The sequence below is a fragment of the Paracoccus sp. C2R09 genome (assembly GCF_018860625.1).
In the GTDB taxonomy this organism is placed as follows: domain Bacteria; phylum Pseudomonadota; class Alphaproteobacteria; order Rhodobacterales; family Rhodobacteraceae; genus Paracoccus.
Genome location: NZ_JAHKQB010000024.1, coordinates 104,784 through 122,676, shown reverse-complemented (window position 1 = coordinate 122,676; position 17,893 = coordinate 104,784). Strand labels below are relative to the sequence as shown.

Genomic DNA, 17,893 nt, shown 5'->3' with positions numbered 1-17,893 from the left:
ATGCCCGGATATCTGTTTCGCAACTGCGCCGCCATCATCACCGGCACGGGCGTCATCCGCGATGCCGACCTGCTGACCGAAGGACCCGCCATCCGCGCCATCGGTCCCGGCCTGAACGCCCCAGAAGGAACCGAGGTGATCGATGCGACGGGCTGGTTCCTCTATCCCGGATTGGTCAACACGCATCACCATTTCTTCCAATGCTTCGTGCGCAACCGCGTCGGGCTGGACTGGACCAAGCTGAGCGTCATCGAATGGCTGGACCGGATCTATCCGATCTTTGCCCGCCTGACCGAGGATTGCTTCTATCACGCCTCGGTCACGGCGCTGGCAGAGCTGGCCAAACACGGCTGCACCACGGCCTTCGACCACCAGTATTGTTTCCCGCGCAAGGCCGGCAAGCGCATCATCGACCGCCAGTTCGAGGCTGCGGACAAGATCGGCCTGCGTTTTCACGCCGGGCGGGGGACCAACACGCTGCCGAAATCCGAAGGCTCGACCATCCCGGACGAGATGCTGGAGACGACGGGCGAATATCTGGCCGATTGCGAAAGGCTGGTCGGGGCCTATCACGACGGCGGACAGTTCTCGATGCGTCAGGTGGCGCTGGCACCTTGCCAGCCGGTCAACTGCTATGCCGAGACCTTTACCCAATCCATCGCGCTGGCCCGCCAGCACGGGCTGATGCTGCATTCCCACGTGGGCGAAGGCGAATCCGAGGTGATCCGCCAGCGCCACGGGCTGCGCACGGTCGATTATCTTGAAAAGCTGGGTTTCTGCGGGCCGGACACCTTCTATGCCCATTGCTGGGAACTGACGGAAGGCGAACTGGCACAGATGGCTGCGACCGGCACCGGCGTGTCGCATTGCCCCGAACCCGTCTATCTGGTGGGCGCCGAGGTGACGCCCATACCCGCGATGCATGCCTTGGGCGTGCGTGTCGGTCTGGGCTGCGACGGGGCTGCGTCGAACGACAATTCCAACCTGATGCACTGCCTGCATTCGGCCTATATGCTGCAATGCCTGGTCGCGCCGACGCGCAGCCATCCTGTGCCCGAACCGGCGGATTTCCTGCGCTATGGCACCGCGGGCGGGGCATCGTTGCTGGGTCGGACCGATATCGGCGCGCTGGCCCCCGGCATGGCGGCGGATCTGTTCGCGATCGACACCCGCCGCATGGATTACGTCGGCACCCGCCATGATCCCGAAAGCCTGATCGCCCGCGTGGGCATCGGAATGGCGACCGATCTGACCATGGTGAACGGCCGCATCGTCTGGGACGGCGAAGGCTTCCCCGGTCTGGACGAAGCGCAGATGGCCGCCGAGGCCGAGGCGGCATTGGCCACGATAACGATATGACGACCCCATCCAGCAAGGAGAAGATCATGACCAGCACGTTGAACCGGCGGGGCTTCCTGCAGACGACGGCGGCGGCAACGCTCGGGGCGGGCCTGCTGCCCGGGATCGCGCGCGCACAGGGCGAACCGCTTGGGGTTGCGCTGATCGTGCCCTCGCCCTTCGGCGATGTCGGCTGGTCGCATGCGCTGGCCGCCGCGCTGGAACCGATCAAGGCCGAATACGGCGATCGCATCAAGGTGACCAAGCTCGAGAACATCCCCGAGGGGCCGGATGCCGACCGCATCATGAACAAGGCCGTGGCGGACGGGAACAAGTTCCTGATCGCGGGGTCCTTCGGTTATCAGAACGGCGCCATGCAGGTGGCCCGGCGCAATCCCGATGTCAGCGTGCTGCATGCGTCGGGCTTCATGGTCGCCCCCAATTTCACGCCCTTCGCGGCGCGCAACTACCAGGGCACCTACCTGATGGGGATGGCCGCGGCGGCGGTGTCGAAGACGGGCAAGCTGGGCTCCGTCTCGGCCTTCGCGATCCCCGAGCTGGTCAGCTCGATCAACGCCTTCGTGCTGGGGGCGCAGGCCGTGAACCCCGATGTCGAGGTGTCCGTGGTCTGGGTCAATTCCTGGTTCGATCCCGCGAAGGAACAGGAGGCCGCCCGCGCGCTGCTGTCGCAGGGCTGCGACGTGATCTATTCCAACGCGCAGGACACGCCCTCGGTCGTCTCGGTCTGCGAAGAGGCGGGGGCCTATGTCTTCAACCTCAACTCCTCGATGGTGAAATACGCGCCGACGAAATACCTGGGCTGCGTGGCAACCGACTGGACGCCCTTCTTCCTGCAATCGATCAAGGCGCATCTGGATGGCAGCTTCGAGGGGCACACCGCCTATCTTGGCCTGGCCGAGGGCGTGATCAAGCCGATGGATTGGAACGCCGACATTCCGGCCGATGTGATGACCCGCATAACCGAAACGCAGGCGCAACTGGCCGATGGCAGCTTCCACGTCTTCACCGGGCCCATCGCGCGGCAGGACGGCAGGGAGGCCGTGGCCGAAGGTGCGGCCCTGGGCGACGAGGATATCGTCGCGATGGACTGGCATGTCGCAGGCGTCACCACGCCGCTGCCGAACTGATCCGATGCCTGCGCCGCTGCTTGCCATTCGCGGATTGTCGAAATCCTATGGCCGGGTCCATGCCAATCGCAGCATCGATCTGACGGTCGAGGAAGGTTCGATCCACGCGATCCTGGGCGAGAACGGCGCAGGCAAATCGACGCTGATGAAGCTGATCTATGGCGTCGAGACCCCGGATGCGGGGCAGGTGACATGGCGCGGCGATCCCGTTCGCCCCACATCCCCCGCCGAGGCCCGCAAACTGGGCATCGGCATGGTGTTCCAGCATTTCTCGTTGTTCGAAACGCTGACGGTGGTCGAAAACATCGCCCTGATCGTGCCGGGGCGCAGCGCGGCGCTGGTTGCCCGCATCCGCGATCTGGGCCGCGAATACGGGTTGGAGGTCGATCCCCGCGCCCATGTCCATTCGCTGTCGGTCGGCGAACGCCAGCGGGTCGAGATCATCCGCTGCCTGATGACCGATCCGCGCCTGCTGATCCTGGACGAACCGACATCGGTGCTGCCGCCGCAATCGGTAACGCGGCTGTTCCAGACCCTGCGCCGGTTGCGCGATCGCGGCGTGTCGATCCTGTTCATCTCTCACAAGCTCGAGGAGATCCGCGCCATTTGCGACCGGGCCACGATCCTGCGCGACGGAGCGGTGACGGGCACGGTCGATCCGCGCGATCACGACGCGACCGAACTTGCCACCATGATGATCGGGCGCGACATGCCCCCGCCGCCCCCCGCCAAGGCGCATAAGCCGGGCAAGGTCGCGCTGGAACTGGCGGGGCTGGACCATGTCCCCGACGATCCCTTCGGACAGCCGCTGTCCAGGATCGCGCTGCGCCTGCACGAGGGTGAGATCCTGGGGATCGCGGGTGTGTCGGGCAATGGGCAGGCGGAACTGGCAAGGCTTGTCTCTGGCGAGGTCACGCTGCCCGATCACCGCGCGGCAGAGGTGCTGATGCTGGGGCAGGCGGTCGGCGATCTGGGCGCGGCCGCGCGCCGCGATCTGGGCTTTGCCTTCGTTCCCGAGGAACGCCTGGGGCGCGGGGCGGTGCCCGAAATGTCGCTGGCCGACAATACGCTGCTGACGGGACATCGCGCGGGTCTGCTGCGGCGCGGCCTGATCGACCGCGCCCGAGAGGCGGATTACACCGCCCGCTGCATCCGCGATTTCGACGTCCGCACGCCCGGCCCCCGGACCGAAGCAGGCGCGCTGTCGGGCGGCAACCTTCAGAAATTCATCGTCGGACGAGAGATCATGCTGCAGCCCCGGCTGCTGTTCGTGTCCCAGCCGACATGGGGCGTCGATATCGGCGCGGCGACCGCCATCCGCCGCCGCCTTGTCGCGATGCGCGACGCAGGTGCCGCCGTCCTGGTCATTTCCGAGGAGATCGAGGAATTGTTCGAAATCTGCGACCGTATCCAGGTCCTGAATGCGGGCCGCCTGTCGCCCAGCATGACGGTCCGCGACATCCGGGTCGAGGATGTGGGCCGCCACATGATCGGCGCGACCGAAGGGGGCGCCTCGTGATGCGGCTTGGCGGGTTCCGCCTTGCGCGGCGCGACAGGGCGTCCCGCAAGCTGGCGGTCGTGGCCCCGATTGCGGCGCTGCTGCTGTCCATCGCGCTGAATCTGGCGCTGTATGTGGCGATGGGCCGGAACCCTGTCGCGGTATTTCACGCCATGCTGATCGAGCCGGTTACGTCGTGGTCGTCCTTCTCCGAGGTGCTGCTGAAGATGACGCCCCTCCTGCTGATCGCGCAGGGGCTGGCGATCGGATTTCGTGCCAAGGTCATCAATATCGGGGCCGAGGGTCAGTTCATCCTGGGTGCGATCTTCGCCTCGGCCATCCCGGTCTGGTTCCCGCAGGTGACGGGCGCATGGGTCTGGCCGTCGATGATCGCCCTCGGGGGCATCGGCGGGATGCTCTGGGCCATCGTCCCGGCCATCTGGCGTGTCAGGTTGAACGCGTCCGAGATCCTCGTGACCCTGATGATGAGCCTGATCGCCGCGCAATTGCTGAACTTCCTGCTGGTGGGGCCGTGGAAGGACCCGATGGGCTTCAACTTTCCCCAATCGGTGATCTTTCCGCTGGATGCGACCTTGCCGCTGCTGTTCCCCGGCACGCGGGTCAACGTGGCACTTGCGATCGCACTGATATGGTCGGTCGTCTGCTGGTTCCATATCCAGCGCAGCTTTCAGGGGTATCAGCTGATCGTCGGCGGGCTTGCCCCGCAGGCCGCGGGCTATGCCGGATATTCGCAATCGCGCGCGATCTGGATGTCGCTGCTGATCGGCGGTCTGGCCGCGGGGCTCGCCGGCGCGGCCGAGGTCGCGGGCCCGGTCGGTCAGCTGCAAAGGTCCATCGCCTCGGGCTATGGTTACTCGGCCATCATCGTCGCCTATCTGGGCGGGCTGCATCCGGTGGGGATCGTGTTTTCCTCCCTTCTGATCGCGATCCTTTATATCGGGGGCGACAATGCGATGGTCTCGGCCGGACTGCCGATTGCGGCGGTGCGGGTGTTCCAGGGGTCGCTTCTGGTCTGCTATCTTGCGGCGATCACGCTGGTCCGCTTTCGGCTTATCCGCGAACCAGGGGGGCTGCGCGCATGATCGGGCTGTCCTTCATACTGGCCGGGATGCTGGCAGCCGCGATGCCCTTTCTTCTGGCGGCCCTGGGCGAGCTGGTCGCCGAGCGTTCCGGCGTGCTGAACCTGGGGATCGAGGGGATGATGGCGCTTGGGGCCGTCACGGGTTTCGTCATCACCTTCCATGGCGGGGGGCATGCGGCGGGCTTCCTTGGCGCAGGGCTGGCAGGGGCGGCGCTGTCCCTGATCTTTGCCTGGCTGGCGCTGTCCCTGCGGGCAAACCAGGTCGCGGTGGGGTTGGCCATCGGCATTCTGGGGCAGGGCCTCTCGGCGCTGTTCGGCAAAAGCTACGAGAGCATGACAGTCGCGGGATTGCCCAAGCTTCATCTGCCGGTGCTGTCGGACCTGCCGGTGGTGGGCGGCGTCTTCGTGCAGGATATCGTGGTCTGGCTGGGAATGGCCGCGACCCTTGCGATCTGGGCCGTCCTGCGCCTGACGAAGCTGGGGCTGATCATTCGCGCCGTGGGCGAAAATCCCGCGGCCGCGCGTGCCCTGGGTTATCCGGTCATCGCGATCCGATATGGCGCCGTGATGTTCGGCGGGCTGATGGCGGGTCTTGCCGGGGCCTATGCGGCGACCGTCTATACGCCGCTCTGGGCGGATGGGATGATCGCGGGGCGCGGATGGATCGCATTGGCGCTGGTCGTTTTCGCCACCTGGATGGTGGGGCGCGTCTTCTTCGGCGCGATCCTGTTCGGGGCCGTGTCGCTGGCGCAGCTGGCCGCGCAGGCGGGCGGGGTCAACCTGAATTCGCAGCTGCTGGCCAGTCTGCCCTATATCGTGACCATAGTGGTGCTCGGGCTGATCTCGTCGAACAAGCGCCTGCTGAAGATGAACGGCGTGGCATCCCTGGGCGAACCGTTCGGACCCTGAGGCCGCCGCCCCGCCCGGGTAGGTAGATCCGTCAGTCGATCAGTCCGACGCGACGCCTGATGCCTTCGTCGCGAAGCGAAATCTCGGCGCCGAGGTATTCGTCGGCCTCGGGGCCGCACATCCACAGCAGCGCACGCGCGGGCCATTCGGGCGGGATATGCACCGACCAATCCAGTTGGCTGACCGGGTTGACGCCGCTGTCGCGGATCGCGGCCTGCATATCCGTGGCGACGGTGCCGGGCGACAGGCTGATGGCGCGTATGCCGTCCTTGCGGGCTTCCAGATCCACCGCTCGGGTCAGCATCAGCGCACCTGCCTTGCTGCTGCAATAGGCGCTCCACCCCTCTTGCGGGGCATGGGCGGCGCCCGAGCCGACGGTCAGGATCGTGCCGGCCCCAGCCTTGCGCATATGGGGCAGTGCCGCGTGAATGCCGTTGAAGACGCCCTTGATGTTGACGTCGATGGCCTTGCCCCATTCGTCGGGGTCCGATGCGTCGATCCCCGCAATGGGTCCGATCAGCCCCGCATTGTTGATCAGCACGTCGATCCGCCCGAACTTGTCATGAAGGGTCGTCACCGCACAGACCATGGCCGCCGGATCGGCCACGTCGCCTGACATGGCCACGCCGCCGATTTCCTCGGCCAGGGCGGTGACGGCATCGGTGCTGCGTGCCATGACGCCCACCTTGGCACCCGCCTGTGCCAGAAGCCGCGCGGTGGCGGCCCCGATCCCGCGGCTTGCACCCGTGACCAGCGCCACCTTTCCGTCAAGATCGACCATCGTTCCGCCCCCGCATTGAATCCATGTGCATTTCGTGCAGCCTGCCTTGCGCAGGAAAGAAAAGAAAGGCCCTGCGCCCGCCTCAGAAGCGGATGCCGACTAGGGTCTGGGCGCTTTCCTCGGTGATGCGCATCCCGATCATCAGCGCGTCATAGGATACCGCCGTCATCACCCCGAAATTGCCCCGGTATTCGGTGTCGGGCGACCGATCGGCATAGCAGCGATAGCCCAGATAAGAGGCATGGCAGCTGGTCACCGTCTCGCGGAGGCCAAGGATCACCGCCGCATCCAGCCTGAACGAACCCCGGTCGACGAAATTGCGGCCGACCAGCAGGTTGTAGGAGGTTCCGTTCTCGATCGCGCGGGTGCGGCCATAGGTCGAATCCAGCATCGTCCCTTCGCGGGCGATGTCGGCGCCCCAGATCAGCCTTGAATTGGCGGGCTGGTGCATGAAGCCAAGCACGAAGGGGGTGTCGTCGCTTCGGTCGATCCCCTCGTCGCGCTGCGTGCCCGCGCCGATATAGAAACTGCTGCTGCCGCGCATGCCCTTGGCGTCCTGCGCCGAGGCGATACCCGCAAGGGCGTGAAGCGCAAGCAGCGCAGCGGTAATGGTCTTGCCGAACATCGGGATCACTCCTTCGTGAAGATACCGGCGCTGCTTCCTCTCGAACGCCGGTTTCGGCAAGCGATATGTCCGCACAATTTTATCGGCAGACCGCAGGCTGCCCTGCCCGAACGGCGCGCAGGATCTTGCCGCACGCAGCGTCAGCAGGCGACCAATCAACATTCGACTAGGATACTAGTCTAAGTTGCACTATCGGTAGGCCCGAGGAGGCCGAATCGCGCCTAGGCGCCCGGAGGGGTGCCGCGGATACGCGATCGCTTTGCACAAGGACCCGACCATGCTGCCGGACCCGAACGGGTCCCCGCTGCAGCCGGTCGCATTTCGAAGGGGGAGAACGAGCCATGGAAACCGAAATTGCCGCCACGATATTCGAACGGCGGGTCGATCTGGCGTTGGTCGGCCTCTATCTCGTGTTCATCCTTGCCATCGGTTTCATGTTCAGCGGCAAGTCCAAGGACCCGAGCGAGTATTTCCGCGGTGGCGGCAAGATCCTGTGGTGGATGACGGGGGCCAGCGCGTTCATGGTGCAGTTCAGCGCCTGGACATTCACCGGCGCGGCCGGCAAGGCCTTCAGCGACGGGCTGTCGGTGGCGGTGATCTTCATCGGCAACGCGGTGGGGTATTTCGTGTCCTTCCTGCTGGTGGCCGAGATCTTCCGCCAGACGCGCTGCATCACGCCCGTGGACGCGATCCGTCGCCGCTACGGTCCCGTGAACGAACAGTTCTTCACCTGGGCACAGGTGCCGCTCGGGGTGATCCAGGCGGGTATCTGGCTGAACGGGCTTGCGATCTTCACGTCGGCGGTGTTCGGCATCAGCATCGAATGGACGATCACCATCACCGGGCTGATCGTGATGTTCATTTCGTTGACCGGGGGTGCATGGGCGGTCGTGGCCAGCGACTATGTGCAGATGCTGGTCATCATGGCCATCTCGATCGCCGCCACGGCCTATGTCGCGCTGGATTACGGCGTGGGCACCGTCATCGCCGATTTCCCGGGGCATTTGCTGACCAATGACGTGAACTATGTCGGGCTGTTCGTGATCTGGTGCCTGATGTCGATCACCAAGCAGATCTTCAGCACGAACAACATGTACGACGCCTCGCGCTATCTGGTCGCCAAGGACAGCGTGAACGCGAAGAAGGCGGCGCTTCTGGCCTCGATCCTGATGTTCGCGGGCGCATTCATCTGGTTCCTGCCGCCGATGGCCACCGCCGTGATGGGCGTGGATCTGGGCGCGATGTATCCGACGCTTGGCAACAAGGCCTCGGATGCGGCCTATCTGGCCTTCGTCGATATCGCGATGCCCGTCGGCATGGTGGGGATCATGATCGCGGCGATGTTCTCGGCCACGATGTCGTCGATGGATACCGGGTTGAACCGCAGCGCCGGGATCATGTGCATGAACTTCTACCAGCCGATCATCAAGAAGGGCCGGGCGGGCAATGCTGAGCTGATCATCGCGGGCAAGTTCATCACCTTCTTCTTCGGGATCGCGATCATCCTCGTCAGCCTGTTCATCTCGTCGCTGCAGGATATCAGCCTGTTCGATATCATGCTGCAGATGGGCAGCCTGATCCAGATGCCGATCCTGATCCCGCTGTTCCTGGCCATCTTCGTGCGCCGCGTGCCCGACTGGGCGCCCTGGGCCACGGTCGTGGTGGGCCTGATCGTGTCGCTGGTGTCGAAATACCTGCTGACGCCCGATCTGGTGGGCAACCTGACCGGGATCGAGTTCACCGGGCGCGAGAGCAGCGATCTGGTCTTCACCATCTCGATGGTGCTGCACCTGACGGTGACGACGGGCTTCTTCTTCGTGTCGCGCCTGTTCTATCGCGGCCTGACCCCGCGCCGGGATGCCGAGGTCGAGCATTTCTTCGAGGATATCGCCACGCCGGTCGTCTCGCCCGCAGGGGCCACGGCTTCGGACCGCGAACAGCGCGGCAAGCTGGGCATGCTGGCGCTGATCTATGGTGCGACGATCTTCCTGCTGCCGCTGATCCCGCAACCGGGCGGTCGGACGAATGCGCTGATGGGCTTCGGCCTGACGGGCGGCATCGTCTTCGGCATCGGTTTCCTGCTGGTCCTTTCGGCCCGGCAGAAGCCCGAAGCGACGATCTGAAGCCACGCCGTCTTCGACGGATCACGGGCCGGGGCGCATCGCATGCGCCCCGGCCTTTTCCGTGTCAGTAGTTCCAGACCGTGCCGTCCTCCAGCCGCACGACAGGATGGCTTCCAGGCTGGTATTCATAGCGCGCGGCCTCGGTCTCGTCGAAATCGATGCCCAGACCCGGCGCATCGCTGACATAGACCATGCCGTTTTCCATGCGGTGATCCGAGGGGAACAGCGCGTCGCATTCCGGCGTGCCCAGGACCAGGTATTCCTGGATGCCGAAATTGGGTGCCCAGGCGTTCAGATGGGCATGTGCCGCCATGCAGATCGGCGAATGGCTGGGCGCGCCGTGAAAGCCGGTGCGGACATTGTGCAGCCCTGCCAGATCCACGACCCGCTTCACATGAGTGATGCCCCCGGCATAGGTGACGGCGACGCGGATGAAGTCGATCAGCTCGTTCTCGATCAGGCGGTTGCAGTCCCAGATCGAATTGAAGACCTCGCCTATGGCCACGGGGACGGTGGAATGCTGGCGCAGCATCCGCAACGCCTCCTGATCTTCGGCAGGGGTAGGGTCCTCCAGCCAGAACAGGCGGGCGGGCTCGACCTCCTTGGCGAATTGGGCGGCCTCTCGCGGGGTCAGGCGGTGATGGACATCGTGCAGGATCTTCAGCTCGGGACCGAAACGCTCGCGGATCTGCATCAGCGCGTCCGGCATGTAGCGCATGTAGCGGTCCGTGTCCCAGATCTCGACCTTGGGAACGATGCCGCTGTAATCGGTGATGTAGTTGCGCTGATCGCCCTTCTTTTCGGGCACGGCATAGCCAGCTGTGGGCATGCCCGGAATGCCGCATTGCACGCGGACGGCCTTGTATCCCTGTTCGACGTAATGGGCGATGGAATCCATCAGGTCCTCCAGATCCGCACCCGTCGCATGGGCATAGACCATCGCGCCCGTCCTGCTCTTGCCACCGAAAAGCTGATAGAGCGGCATGCCCGCCAGCTTGCCCTTGATGTCCCACAGCGCCATGTCGATCGCGCCATAGGCGGCCATCGCGATGGGACCGCGCCGGAAATAGGCCCCGCGATAGAACAGCTGCCAGATATCCTCGCTGTTGCGGGGGTCCATGCCGATCAGGTTCGGGATCAGGTAATCCTGCAGGTATTTAGCGGGCAGGGTCTCGCGGTTGTTCAGCGTGGCATCGCCCAGTCCATAGACGCCCGCATCCGTCATGATCTTGAGCGTGACATAGTTCTTGGCGGGTCCGCCGACGAACAGCCTGGCCTCGGTGATCTTCATTGTGATGCTCCTCCTCGCTCTTGTGATGCGGCCCCCCGTTGCCGGAACGGGGGGCGTGGCCGGTCACTTGCCGATGACCGACCGTTTCCAGTCGCCGCGCAGCAGGCGGCGGTGGAAGGCGGGGAATTTCAGCACCTCCTCCCACAGCTGGATGGACAGGACCATGACGGCCCCGAAATCGAACCACAGCACGGCCAGCGCGGTCGCGGGCACGCGGAACAGCCATTGCGCGGTGACGAACAGGTTCATGACATAGATCGTGTCGCCGCTGGCGCGCAGGGTGTTGCCGCAGATCGCGTTCGACCCCTTGGGAAAGGGCAGCAGCAGCAGGATCGGCAGAAAGCCCATGACGATCATCCGCGTCTCCGCGCTGAGATCGGAATAGAGCGCATTGGCCGACAGGCAGACACCCAGCAGCAGCACCGCCACGCCCGCCGAGGCGATGAAGGCCGCGCGCCATGCGCTGGACAGGAAACGGTCCAGCACGGCCTCGTCCCGGCCCTGTCCCAGAAGCTGCGCGACGATGATGCCGGTGGCGATGGCCCACTGCATGCCGACCGTGCCCGTCATCTGGATCCAGGGCCCGATCAGGGTCATCGCGGCAAATTCGTTCAGGCTCAGCTTGGCATAGATCAGCGCGCAGACCTGGGTCGAGACTGCCGCGCTGAGGAAGGTCGCGGCGATGGGCAGCGCAAAGCCCAGATGGCGCATGAGGGTTCGGCCGAAGCTTGCCTCTCGCCACCCGCTGACGGCGCGAAGATGACCCGCCGCGCCGACCAGCCGATAGAGGAGGAAGGCCACCTGGATCACCACCGCGACCACGCTGCCAATGGCGGCACCGTTCACCCCCATCGCGGGCATCCCCAGATATCCGTGGATCAGCACGATGCTGACCGCCACGTTCACGGGCACCGCAAGGCACAGGCTGTAGAGCGGCACGCGCGTCTCGCCGCAGCCGTTGAGATAGCTCGAGATGCACTGGCCGATCGCCTCGCCCAGGATCACGAACGAGAAGATCGCCAGATAGCCGCGCGCCAGGCCTGCGACCTGTACGGAAGGGGCAAGCGCGTCTATGACCGGCCCGCCGAAGACCCAGATGGCCAGCAGCCCGATCAGGCCCACGGCCAGGCTGATCGCCATGCCGGACGCCATCGAGGATTTCAGGAAGACCTGATCCGCCGTGCCATAGGCCTGCGCGGTGCGGATCTGCATGGCATTGGCAAAGGCCTGGATCGCGCCCAGCACGAAACCGCTGATGGCTGCGGCCAGGCCGATCGCCGCCAGCGATGCCTCGCCCAGGGCGGCGACGAGATAGGCGTCGATCACGACGGTGCCGAACAGGAAGATCGCCTTGATCGTCATGGGCCATGCAAGGCGGAAGACGTCGCGGGCGGTCGGGCCCGCCAAATGGGCGGGCGGCTTGCTTGAATCGAAGGGCATCTATGTACAGCGCTTGAATGGCGCCCCCGGACGGGGGACGCGACTTGCGCCCGGCCGCCCTTCGGGGCGGTCAGGCCTCGGGGGTTTCGAAATAGTTCGCGTTGCTGATCGTGATCCTCTGGATCGTCTCGTCCAGTCGGGACAGGTGGCGTTGACCGATGCGGATCGCACGGTCGGGGTCGTGGGCGATCACCGCATCCGCGATCTCGCGGTGGTCGGCGACCAGTTCGGGCATCCGGTCCTCTTTCGACAGCCCCAGCATGCAGAGGCGGTCGACCTTGGACTTCTCGGCCATGATGACGTCGAAGGCGAAATCGGCCTGCGCGATCTCGCACAGCAGGCGGTGAAAGTCGTAGTCGAGCTGGCCGAACTTGTCGAACTTGCGCTTCTCGACCGCGCTTTCCTGTGCAGCCAGCGCCTCGTCCAGCCGATCGGCACCTTCGTCGTCGCAGTGAAGGGCGGCGCGGCGCAGCACTTCGGTTTCCACCGACAGGCGCACGAAACGGGATTTCACCACCTCGCGCATGGAAAAGCGCTTCACCTCGGTCGCGCGCTGCGGGCGGATCAGCAGCAGATCCAGGTTCGCCAGCCGGCTGAAGGCATCGCGGACGGGCTGCCGCGACACGCCGAAGCGGGCGGCGACATCGGCCTCGGATATCTTGTCGCCGGGCAGCAGGTTCAGGGCGTTGATCTCGTCATAGAGGTAGTCGAAGATCTCGTCCACGCTGGTGCGCCGGTCGCGCGTCTGGTGCAACTGCATCATTCCATCTTCCTTCTGCACAACGATCCAAGCGCGCCTCTTCGCGGGAAACGGACCCGGCGGCAAGCCTCGGGTCCCGAATTCGCGATGCGCCCGATTCGCATACTGGCACATCCCTTCAGAAATTCCGCCATTAATCGATACTAGTATTCAAGAATAATTACTAGTATTCCAGATGCAGATCATGCGCGAATCAATCGGTTGTGGAGGCCGGCGCGATTTCGCGGTGAGGGAGCGCGCACGCCGGATGTCCGGACGTCGCCGACGACACAGGGGGAGCTATGGCTGGAGTTCAGCTTGCAGGCATCGTCAAGGCCTATGGCGCCGTCAAGGTGGTCCATGGGATCGACCTCGAGGTGCAGGAACAGGAATTCGTCGTTCTGGTGGGGCCTTCGGGCTGCGGGAAATCCACGACGCTGCGGATGATCGCGGGCCTCGAGGAGATCACCGACGGCGATCTGACCATCGATGGTCGCAACGTGAACCGCGTCGCACCCAAGGATCGCGACGTGGCGATGGTGTTCCAGAACTACGCGCTCTATCCGCATCTGAACGTCGCCGACAACATCGCCTTCGGCCTGCGCATCCGCAAGGAAAGCAAGGAACATATCGCAGCCTCGGTCGACGAGGTGGGCAAGATCCTCGGGCTGACGCAATACATGGAACGCCGGCCTGCCGACCTGTCGGGCGGTCAGCGCCAGCGGGTTGCCATGGGCCGCGCCATCGTGCGGCGCCCCAAGGTGTTCCTGTTCGACGAACCGCTGTCGAACCTCGATGCCAAGCTGCGCACCCAGATGCGCGCCGAGATCAAGCGCCTGCACAAGCGCCTTGGCGCGACCAGCATCTATGTCACCCACGACCAGGTCGAGGCGATGACCCTGGCCGACCGGATCGTGGTGATGCATGACGGACGGATCGAGCAGGTCGGATCGCCGATGGAGCTGTTCCTGAACCCGGCCAACACCTTCGTCGCGGGCTTCCTGGGGTCGCCCCCGATGAACATGGTCAAGGCCCGCGTCGCAGCCGGACCCGACGGCCCGCGCGCCGAGTTCGACGGCCAAAGCATCGCGCTTGCACCGCTGCCCGCGCTGCAGAACGCCGAAGGCCGCGAGATCATCATCGGCATCCGCCCCGAATTCGTGAAGGCCGCCAGCAGCGAACAGCCCGATCGCGTCGATCTGCAGGCCGAACTGATCGAGACACTGGGATCGGAGGCGCTGATCCATACCACGCTGGCTGGTCAGCCCTTCGTCGTCCGCACCGAGACCGTGGGCCAGATGCGCATCCTCAAGGACTTTTCGGGCTTCACCATCCAGCCGCACCTGATCCGCGTCTTCGACGCCCAGACCGGCGAGGCGTTCCCCGGACAGAGGTTGGAAGAATGAGCATCGATCCCGAAGTCGGAGGTGCCCGCACCGAGGAACTGGTGATCGAGGCACGCGAGGCGCAACGCCGTCGTCGTCCCGGGCGCGTGCAGCGCATCGGCGACCACCTGAAGCGCGAATGGCAGCTGTATCTTCTGCTGCTGCCGACCATCGTCTGGCTGATCGTGTTCCTGTACAAGCCCATGTACGGGCTGCAGATCGCGTTCAAGGATTACAGCATCTTCCGCGGCATCGCGGGCAGCCCCTGGATCGGGCTGGAACATTTCCACACGCTGTTCGGCAACGACCAGTTCGTGCGGGCGCTGAAGAACACCATCATCATCAGCTTCTACAGCCTGCTGTTCGGCTTCCCGGTCCCGATCCTGCTGGCCCTGATGTTCAACGAGGTGTTGAACCAGACCTTCAAGAAGACCGCGCAAACCATTGTCTATCTTCCGCATTTCATCTCGTCGGTGATCATCGCGGGGATCGTGATCACGGCCTTCTCGCCCTCGGCGGGGATCGTGAACACGGTGATGGGCTGGTTCGGGGTCGATCCGGTCTACTTCCTGACCAAGCCCGAATGGTTCCGCCCGATCTTCGTGGGCACCGGCATCTGGCAGGAGGCGGGCTTCCAGTCGATCGTCTACCTGGCGGCCATCGCGGGCATCTCGCCCACGCTCTATGAAAGCGCGGTGGTGGACGGGGCGTCGCGCTGGCAGATGGTGTGGAAGATCACGCTGCCTTCGATCCTGCCCACGATCATCATCATGCTGATCATCCGCATCGGCAACATGCTGGAAGTCAGCTTCGAGATGATCATCCTGCTCTATCAGCCCGCCACCTACGAGACGGCGGACGTCGTGAACACCTTCATCTATCGCCAGGGCCTTCAGGGCGGTCAGTACGACCTTGCCGCCGCGGCAGGCCTGTTCAACGCAGTCGTGGCATTCGTCCTGGTGATGACCGCCAACACCGTCTCGAAGCGCTATTCGCGCACCTCGCTGTGGTGAGAAGGAGAAGATCATGAAGAACATGAACCTCTATTCCCGCGGCGACCGCCTGTTCGTGATCATGAACATGGTCCTGCTGGGCGTCTTCGCGCTGTCCACGCTGTATCCGTTCATCTACATGGCGTCGCTGTCCTTCAGCACCGGCTTCGAGGCCCGCGCGGGCAACGTGATCCTGACGCCGGTGGGCTTCACGCTGGAGGCCTACAAGCGCGTCCTGTCGGAACCCCTGTTCTGGAGTTCCTACAAGAACACCTTCATCTACACGATCTTCGGCACGCTGATGAGCCTGGCGTTCATCATCCCCGGCGCCTACGCGCTGTCGCGCCCGCAGCTCTATGGTCGGCGGTTCTGGAACCTGATGGTGGCCTTCACCATGTGGTTCAACGCAGGCCTGATCCCCTTCTTCCTGAACATGCGCGACCTTGGTCTGCTGGACAGCTATTTCGGGATCATCATCGGCTTCGCGGTGAACGGCTTCAACATCATCCTGATGCGCAACTTCTTCGAGGGCATCCCGCAGAGCTTCGAGGAAGCCGCGCGCATGGACGGCGCGAACGAGTTCCAGGTGCTGTGGAAGGTCTACATGCCGCTGTCCAAGCCCGCCATCGCCACGGTCGCGCTGTTCTGCATCGTGTCGCGCTGGAACGGCTTTTTCTGGGCGATGGTCCTGCTGCAGAGCGAGGACAAGATCCCGCTGCAGGTCTATCTGCGCCAGGTCATCGCGGAGCTGTCGGATGACGAGGAATTCGCATCCACGCTGCTGACCTCGGCCTATTCCTTCGAGACGGTCAGCGCGGCGATCATCGTCTGCTCGATCATCCCGGTGCTGCTGATCTATCCGTTCATGCAGAAGTATTTCAACAAGGGCATTCTGCTGGGAGGCGTGAAGGAATGACCCACAACTTCAAACGGGAGGAGACCATGAGAACATTGAAGCCCGCACTGGCCCTGCTTGCGACCACGGCCATGACCGCACCGGCCTTCGCCGACGATCACCTGCGCATCGTCGACGAACCGCTGGAGCTGACCATCCACATGCACTGGCCCCGCGCCCAGGGCTATGGCGTCGGCGGCTCGCCGAGCGAGATCTATCCGGTCGAGGAAGCCGCCCGCGAGATGACCGGCATCCATCTGAAGGATGCCACCGCCGGCCGCAACACCACCGACGCGGCCGAGGCCATGAACCTGCTGATCGCCCAGGGCAACCTGCCCGACATCGTGGGCGGCAACCTGATCCAGCAGCCGGTGAACCAATACGGCCCCGAAGGCGCCTTCGTGCCTCTGAACGAGCTGGTCGCCGAACATGCGCCCCATATCCAGAAGTTCTGGGACGATCACCCCGAGCTGCTGGAATCCATCTCTGCCGCCGACGGGAATTACTATTATATCCCCTATCTGCCGGACGGTGAATTCGGGCGCGCCTGGTACATCCGCCAGGACTGGCTGGACAAGCTGGGTCTGGAGCAGCCGCAGAACGTGGACGAGCTGCACGCCGTCCTGACCGCCTTCCGCAACGACGACCCGAACGGCAACGGCCGCAAGGACGAGATCCCCTTCTTCGCCCGCCAGTGGGAAGAGATCGGCCGCCTTCTGACGCTGTGGGACGGGCGTTCCTCGGGGTCTGACACCTATCACGACTTCTTCGTGAACGACGAGGGCCGCGTCGTGCATCCCTATGCCCAGGAGGAATACCGCACGGGCATCAAGAACATCGCCCAGTGGTATTCCGAAGGGCTGATCGACCCCGAGATCTTCACTCGCGGTTCGTCCTCGCGCGATTATCTGCTGTCCGAGGATCTGGGCGGGATGACCCATGACTGGTTCGCCTCGACCTCGGGATACAACATCCCGCTGCAGGACCGGATCGAGGGCTTCAACTTCATCCCGTTCCTGCCGCCCGCATCCGTGTCGGGCAAGCGGATCGAGGAGCATCGTCGCATCCCCGTCAAGCCCGACGGCTGGGCGATCAGCTACATGAACGAGCACCCGGTCGAGACGGTGAAGTATTTCGACTTCTGGTTCACCGAAGAAGGCCGCAACCTTTCGAACTTCGGGGTCGAGGGCAAGACCTGGAACATGGTCGACGGCGAACCCGTCTTCACCGACGAGGTGCTGAACAGCGACACCCCGGTCAACAGCCAGATGTATCTGGAAGGCGCGCAGATCTATCGCGGCTACTGGATGGATTACCGCTACGAATGGCAGTGGACCTCGGAGGATGCCCGCGAGGGGATCAAGCTCTACGAGGCGAACGACCTGCTGATCGACCAGTTCCTGGGCGTGTCCTTCAACCCCGAGGAGCAGGCCGTCTACGACAAGTACTGGCCCTCGATCCGGACCTACATGCTGGAACGCCAGCAGGCATGGATCCTGGGCTCGGGCGATGTCGAGGCCGAATGGGACAGCTATGTCAGCACCCTGGACAGGATGGGCTACCAGGACGTGATCGAGGTCATGAACTCTGCCTATCAGCGTCAGTACGACTGATCAGCGATCCCCGT

At 64.2% G+C, this 17,893-nt stretch carries 15 protein-coding genes; 10 read left to right on the top strand and 5 right to left on the bottom strand.

Translation table 11 applies throughout. The annotated features are described in order from the left end of the window. The 5 genes from KO490_RS09890 to KO490_RS09870 are packed head-to-tail and all read left to right on the top strand — an operon-like array spanning position 1 to position 5,995. A complete protein-coding gene (locus KO490_RS09890; RefSeq protein ID WP_216019256.1) occupies positions 1-1,359 on the top strand; it encodes an amidohydrolase in 1,359 nt (452 codons plus the stop codon). 26 nt (positions 1,360-1,385) lie between these two features. Continuing rightward, positions 1,386-2,486 carry a BMP family ABC transporter substrate-binding protein gene (locus KO490_RS09885; RefSeq protein WP_216019255.1) on the top strand — a complete coding sequence of 367 codons (1,101 nt, stop codon included), beginning with the start codon at positions 1,386-1,388 and terminating at the stop codon, positions 2,484-2,486. A 4-nt stretch (positions 2,487-2,490) separates the two neighbouring features. Beyond that, positions 2,491-4,005 (top strand): ABC transporter ATP-binding protein, encoded by a 1,515-nt coding sequence (locus KO490_RS09880; protein WP_216019254.1) that lies wholly within the window; start codon positions 2,491-2,493, stop codon positions 4,003-4,005. After that, positions 4,005-5,087, top strand: coding sequence for an ABC transporter permease (locus KO490_RS09875; RefSeq protein WP_216019299.1), 1,083 nt, complete (start codon positions 4,005-4,007; stop codon positions 5,085-5,087). The genes KO490_RS09880 and KO490_RS09875 overlap by 1 nt, the downstream gene beginning before the upstream one ends. After that, positions 5,084-5,995 carry an ABC transporter permease gene (locus KO490_RS09870; protein WP_216019253.1) on the top strand — a complete coding sequence of 304 codons (912 nt, stop codon included), beginning with the start codon at positions 5,084-5,086 and terminating at the stop codon, positions 5,993-5,995. The genes KO490_RS09875 and KO490_RS09870 overlap by 4 nt, the downstream gene beginning before the upstream one ends. 31 nt (positions 5,996-6,026) lie before the next feature. Here the strand turns inward: KO490_RS09870 and KO490_RS09865 are convergent, their stop codons facing one another. Both KO490_RS09865 and KO490_RS09860 read right to left on the bottom strand, forming a co-directional pair. Continuing rightward, a complete protein-coding gene (locus KO490_RS09865) occupies positions 6,027-6,776 on the bottom strand; it encodes an SDR family oxidoreductase (protein ID WP_216019252.1) in 750 nt (249 codons plus the stop codon). An 82-nt stretch (positions 6,777-6,858) separates the two neighbouring features. Beyond that, a complete protein-coding gene (locus tag KO490_RS09860; protein ID WP_216019251.1) occupies positions 6,859-7,401 on the bottom strand; it encodes a hypothetical protein in 543 nt (180 codons plus the stop codon). Positions 7,402-7,742: 341 nt separating this feature from the next. Here KO490_RS09860 and KO490_RS09855 point away from each other — a divergent pair, with 341 nt between their 5' ends. Next, positions 7,743-9,524: a hypothetical protein gene (locus KO490_RS09855; RefSeq protein ID WP_216019250.1), complete on the top strand. Its 1,782-nt coding sequence runs from the start codon at positions 7,743-7,745 to the stop codon at positions 9,522-9,524. Positions 9,525-9,588: 64 nt separating this feature from the next. Here the strand turns inward: KO490_RS09855 and manD are convergent, their stop codons facing one another. The 3 genes from manD to KO490_RS09840 all read right to left on the bottom strand — a co-directional run bounded on the left by manD (position 9,589) and on the right by KO490_RS09840 (position 13,018). Continuing rightward, complete coding sequence (gene manD, locus KO490_RS09850; RefSeq protein ID WP_216019249.1) at positions 9,589-10,815, bottom strand: D-mannonate dehydratase ManD; 1,227 nt, start codon at positions 10,813-10,815, stop codon at positions 9,589-9,591. A 63-nt stretch (positions 10,816-10,878) separates the two neighbouring features. Then, a complete protein-coding gene (locus KO490_RS09845) occupies positions 10,879-12,255 on the bottom strand; it encodes an MATE family efflux transporter (protein WP_216019248.1) in 1,377 nt (458 codons plus the stop codon). A gap of 70 nt (positions 12,256-12,325) precedes the next feature. Beyond that, positions 12,326-13,018 carry a GntR family transcriptional regulator gene (locus KO490_RS09840; RefSeq protein ID WP_216019247.1) on the bottom strand — a complete coding sequence of 231 codons (693 nt, stop codon included), beginning with the start codon at positions 13,016-13,018 and terminating at the stop codon, positions 12,326-12,328. A gap of 278 nt (positions 13,019-13,296) precedes the next feature. Here KO490_RS09840 and KO490_RS09835 point away from each other — a divergent pair, with 278 nt between their 5' ends. The 4 genes from KO490_RS09835 to KO490_RS09820 are packed head-to-tail and all read left to right on the top strand — an operon-like array spanning position 13,297 to position 17,879. Further along, the gene (locus KO490_RS09835) at positions 13,297-14,400 is read left to right on the top strand and encodes an ABC transporter ATP-binding protein (protein ID WP_216019246.1); all 1,104 of its coding nucleotides are present in this window, start codon (positions 13,297-13,299) and stop codon (positions 14,398-14,400) included. Beyond that, complete coding sequence (locus tag KO490_RS09830) at positions 14,397-15,392, top strand: sugar ABC transporter permease (RefSeq protein WP_216019245.1); 996 nt, start codon at positions 14,397-14,399, stop codon at positions 15,390-15,392. The genes KO490_RS09835 and KO490_RS09830 overlap by 4 nt, the downstream gene beginning before the upstream one ends. Positions 15,393-15,405: 13 nt before the next feature. After that, positions 15,406-16,287 carry a carbohydrate ABC transporter permease gene (locus tag KO490_RS09825; RefSeq protein WP_216019244.1) on the top strand — a complete coding sequence of 294 codons (882 nt, stop codon included), beginning with the start codon at positions 15,406-15,408 and terminating at the stop codon, positions 16,285-16,287. Positions 16,288-16,313: 26 nt separating this feature from the next. Further along, a complete protein-coding gene (locus KO490_RS09820) occupies positions 16,314-17,879 on the top strand; it encodes an extracellular solute-binding protein (protein WP_252727106.1) in 1,566 nt (521 codons plus the stop codon). Positions 17,880-17,893: the final 14 nt, after the last annotated feature.

Excerpts from the sequence above, each read along its gene's own strand:
- KO490_RS09890 (WP_216019256.1), top strand. The coding sequence starts at position 1 with ATGCCCGGATATCTGTTTCGCAACTGCGCCGCCATCATCACCGGCACG.
- KO490_RS09885 (WP_216019255.1), top strand. The coding sequence starts at position 1,386 with ATGACCAGCACGTTGAACCGGCGGGGCTTCCTGCAGACGACGGCGGCG.
- KO490_RS09880 (WP_216019254.1), top strand. The coding sequence starts at position 2,491 with ATGCCTGCGCCGCTGCTTGCCATTCGCGGATTGTCGAAATCCTATGGC.
- KO490_RS09875 (WP_216019299.1), top strand. The coding sequence starts at position 4,005 with ATGCGGCTTGGCGGGTTCCGCCTTGCGCGGCGCGACAGGGCGTCCCGC.
- KO490_RS09870 (WP_216019253.1), top strand. The coding sequence starts at position 5,084 with ATGATCGGGCTGTCCTTCATACTGGCCGGGATGCTGGCAGCCGCGATG.
- KO490_RS09865 (WP_216019252.1), bottom strand. The coding sequence starts at position 6,776 with ATGGTCGATCTTGACGGAAAGGTGGCGCTGGTCACGGGTGCAAGCCGC.
- KO490_RS09860 (WP_216019251.1), bottom strand. The coding sequence starts at position 7,401 with ATGTTCGGCAAGACCATTACCGCTGCGCTGCTTGCGCTTCACGCCCTT.
- KO490_RS09855 (WP_216019250.1), top strand. The coding sequence starts at position 7,743 with ATGGAAACCGAAATTGCCGCCACGATATTCGAACGGCGGGTCGATCTG.
- manD (WP_216019249.1), bottom strand. The coding sequence starts at position 10,815 with ATGAAGATCACCGAGGCCAGGCTGTTCGTCGGCGGACCCGCCAAGAAC.
- KO490_RS09845 (WP_216019248.1), bottom strand. The coding sequence starts at position 12,255 with ATGCCCTTCGATTCAAGCAAGCCGCCCGCCCATTTGGCGGGCCCGACC.
- KO490_RS09840 (WP_216019247.1), bottom strand. The coding sequence starts at position 13,018 with ATGATGCAGTTGCACCAGACGCGCGACCGGCGCACCAGCGTGGACGAG.
- KO490_RS09835 (WP_216019246.1), top strand. The coding sequence starts at position 13,297 with ATGGCTGGAGTTCAGCTTGCAGGCATCGTCAAGGCCTATGGCGCCGTC.
- KO490_RS09830 (WP_216019245.1), top strand. The coding sequence starts at position 14,397 with ATGAGCATCGATCCCGAAGTCGGAGGTGCCCGCACCGAGGAACTGGTG.
- KO490_RS09825 (WP_216019244.1), top strand. The coding sequence starts at position 15,406 with ATGAAGAACATGAACCTCTATTCCCGCGGCGACCGCCTGTTCGTGATC.
- KO490_RS09820 (WP_252727106.1), top strand. The coding sequence starts at position 16,314 with ATGAGAACATTGAAGCCCGCACTGGCCCTGCTTGCGACCACGGCCATG.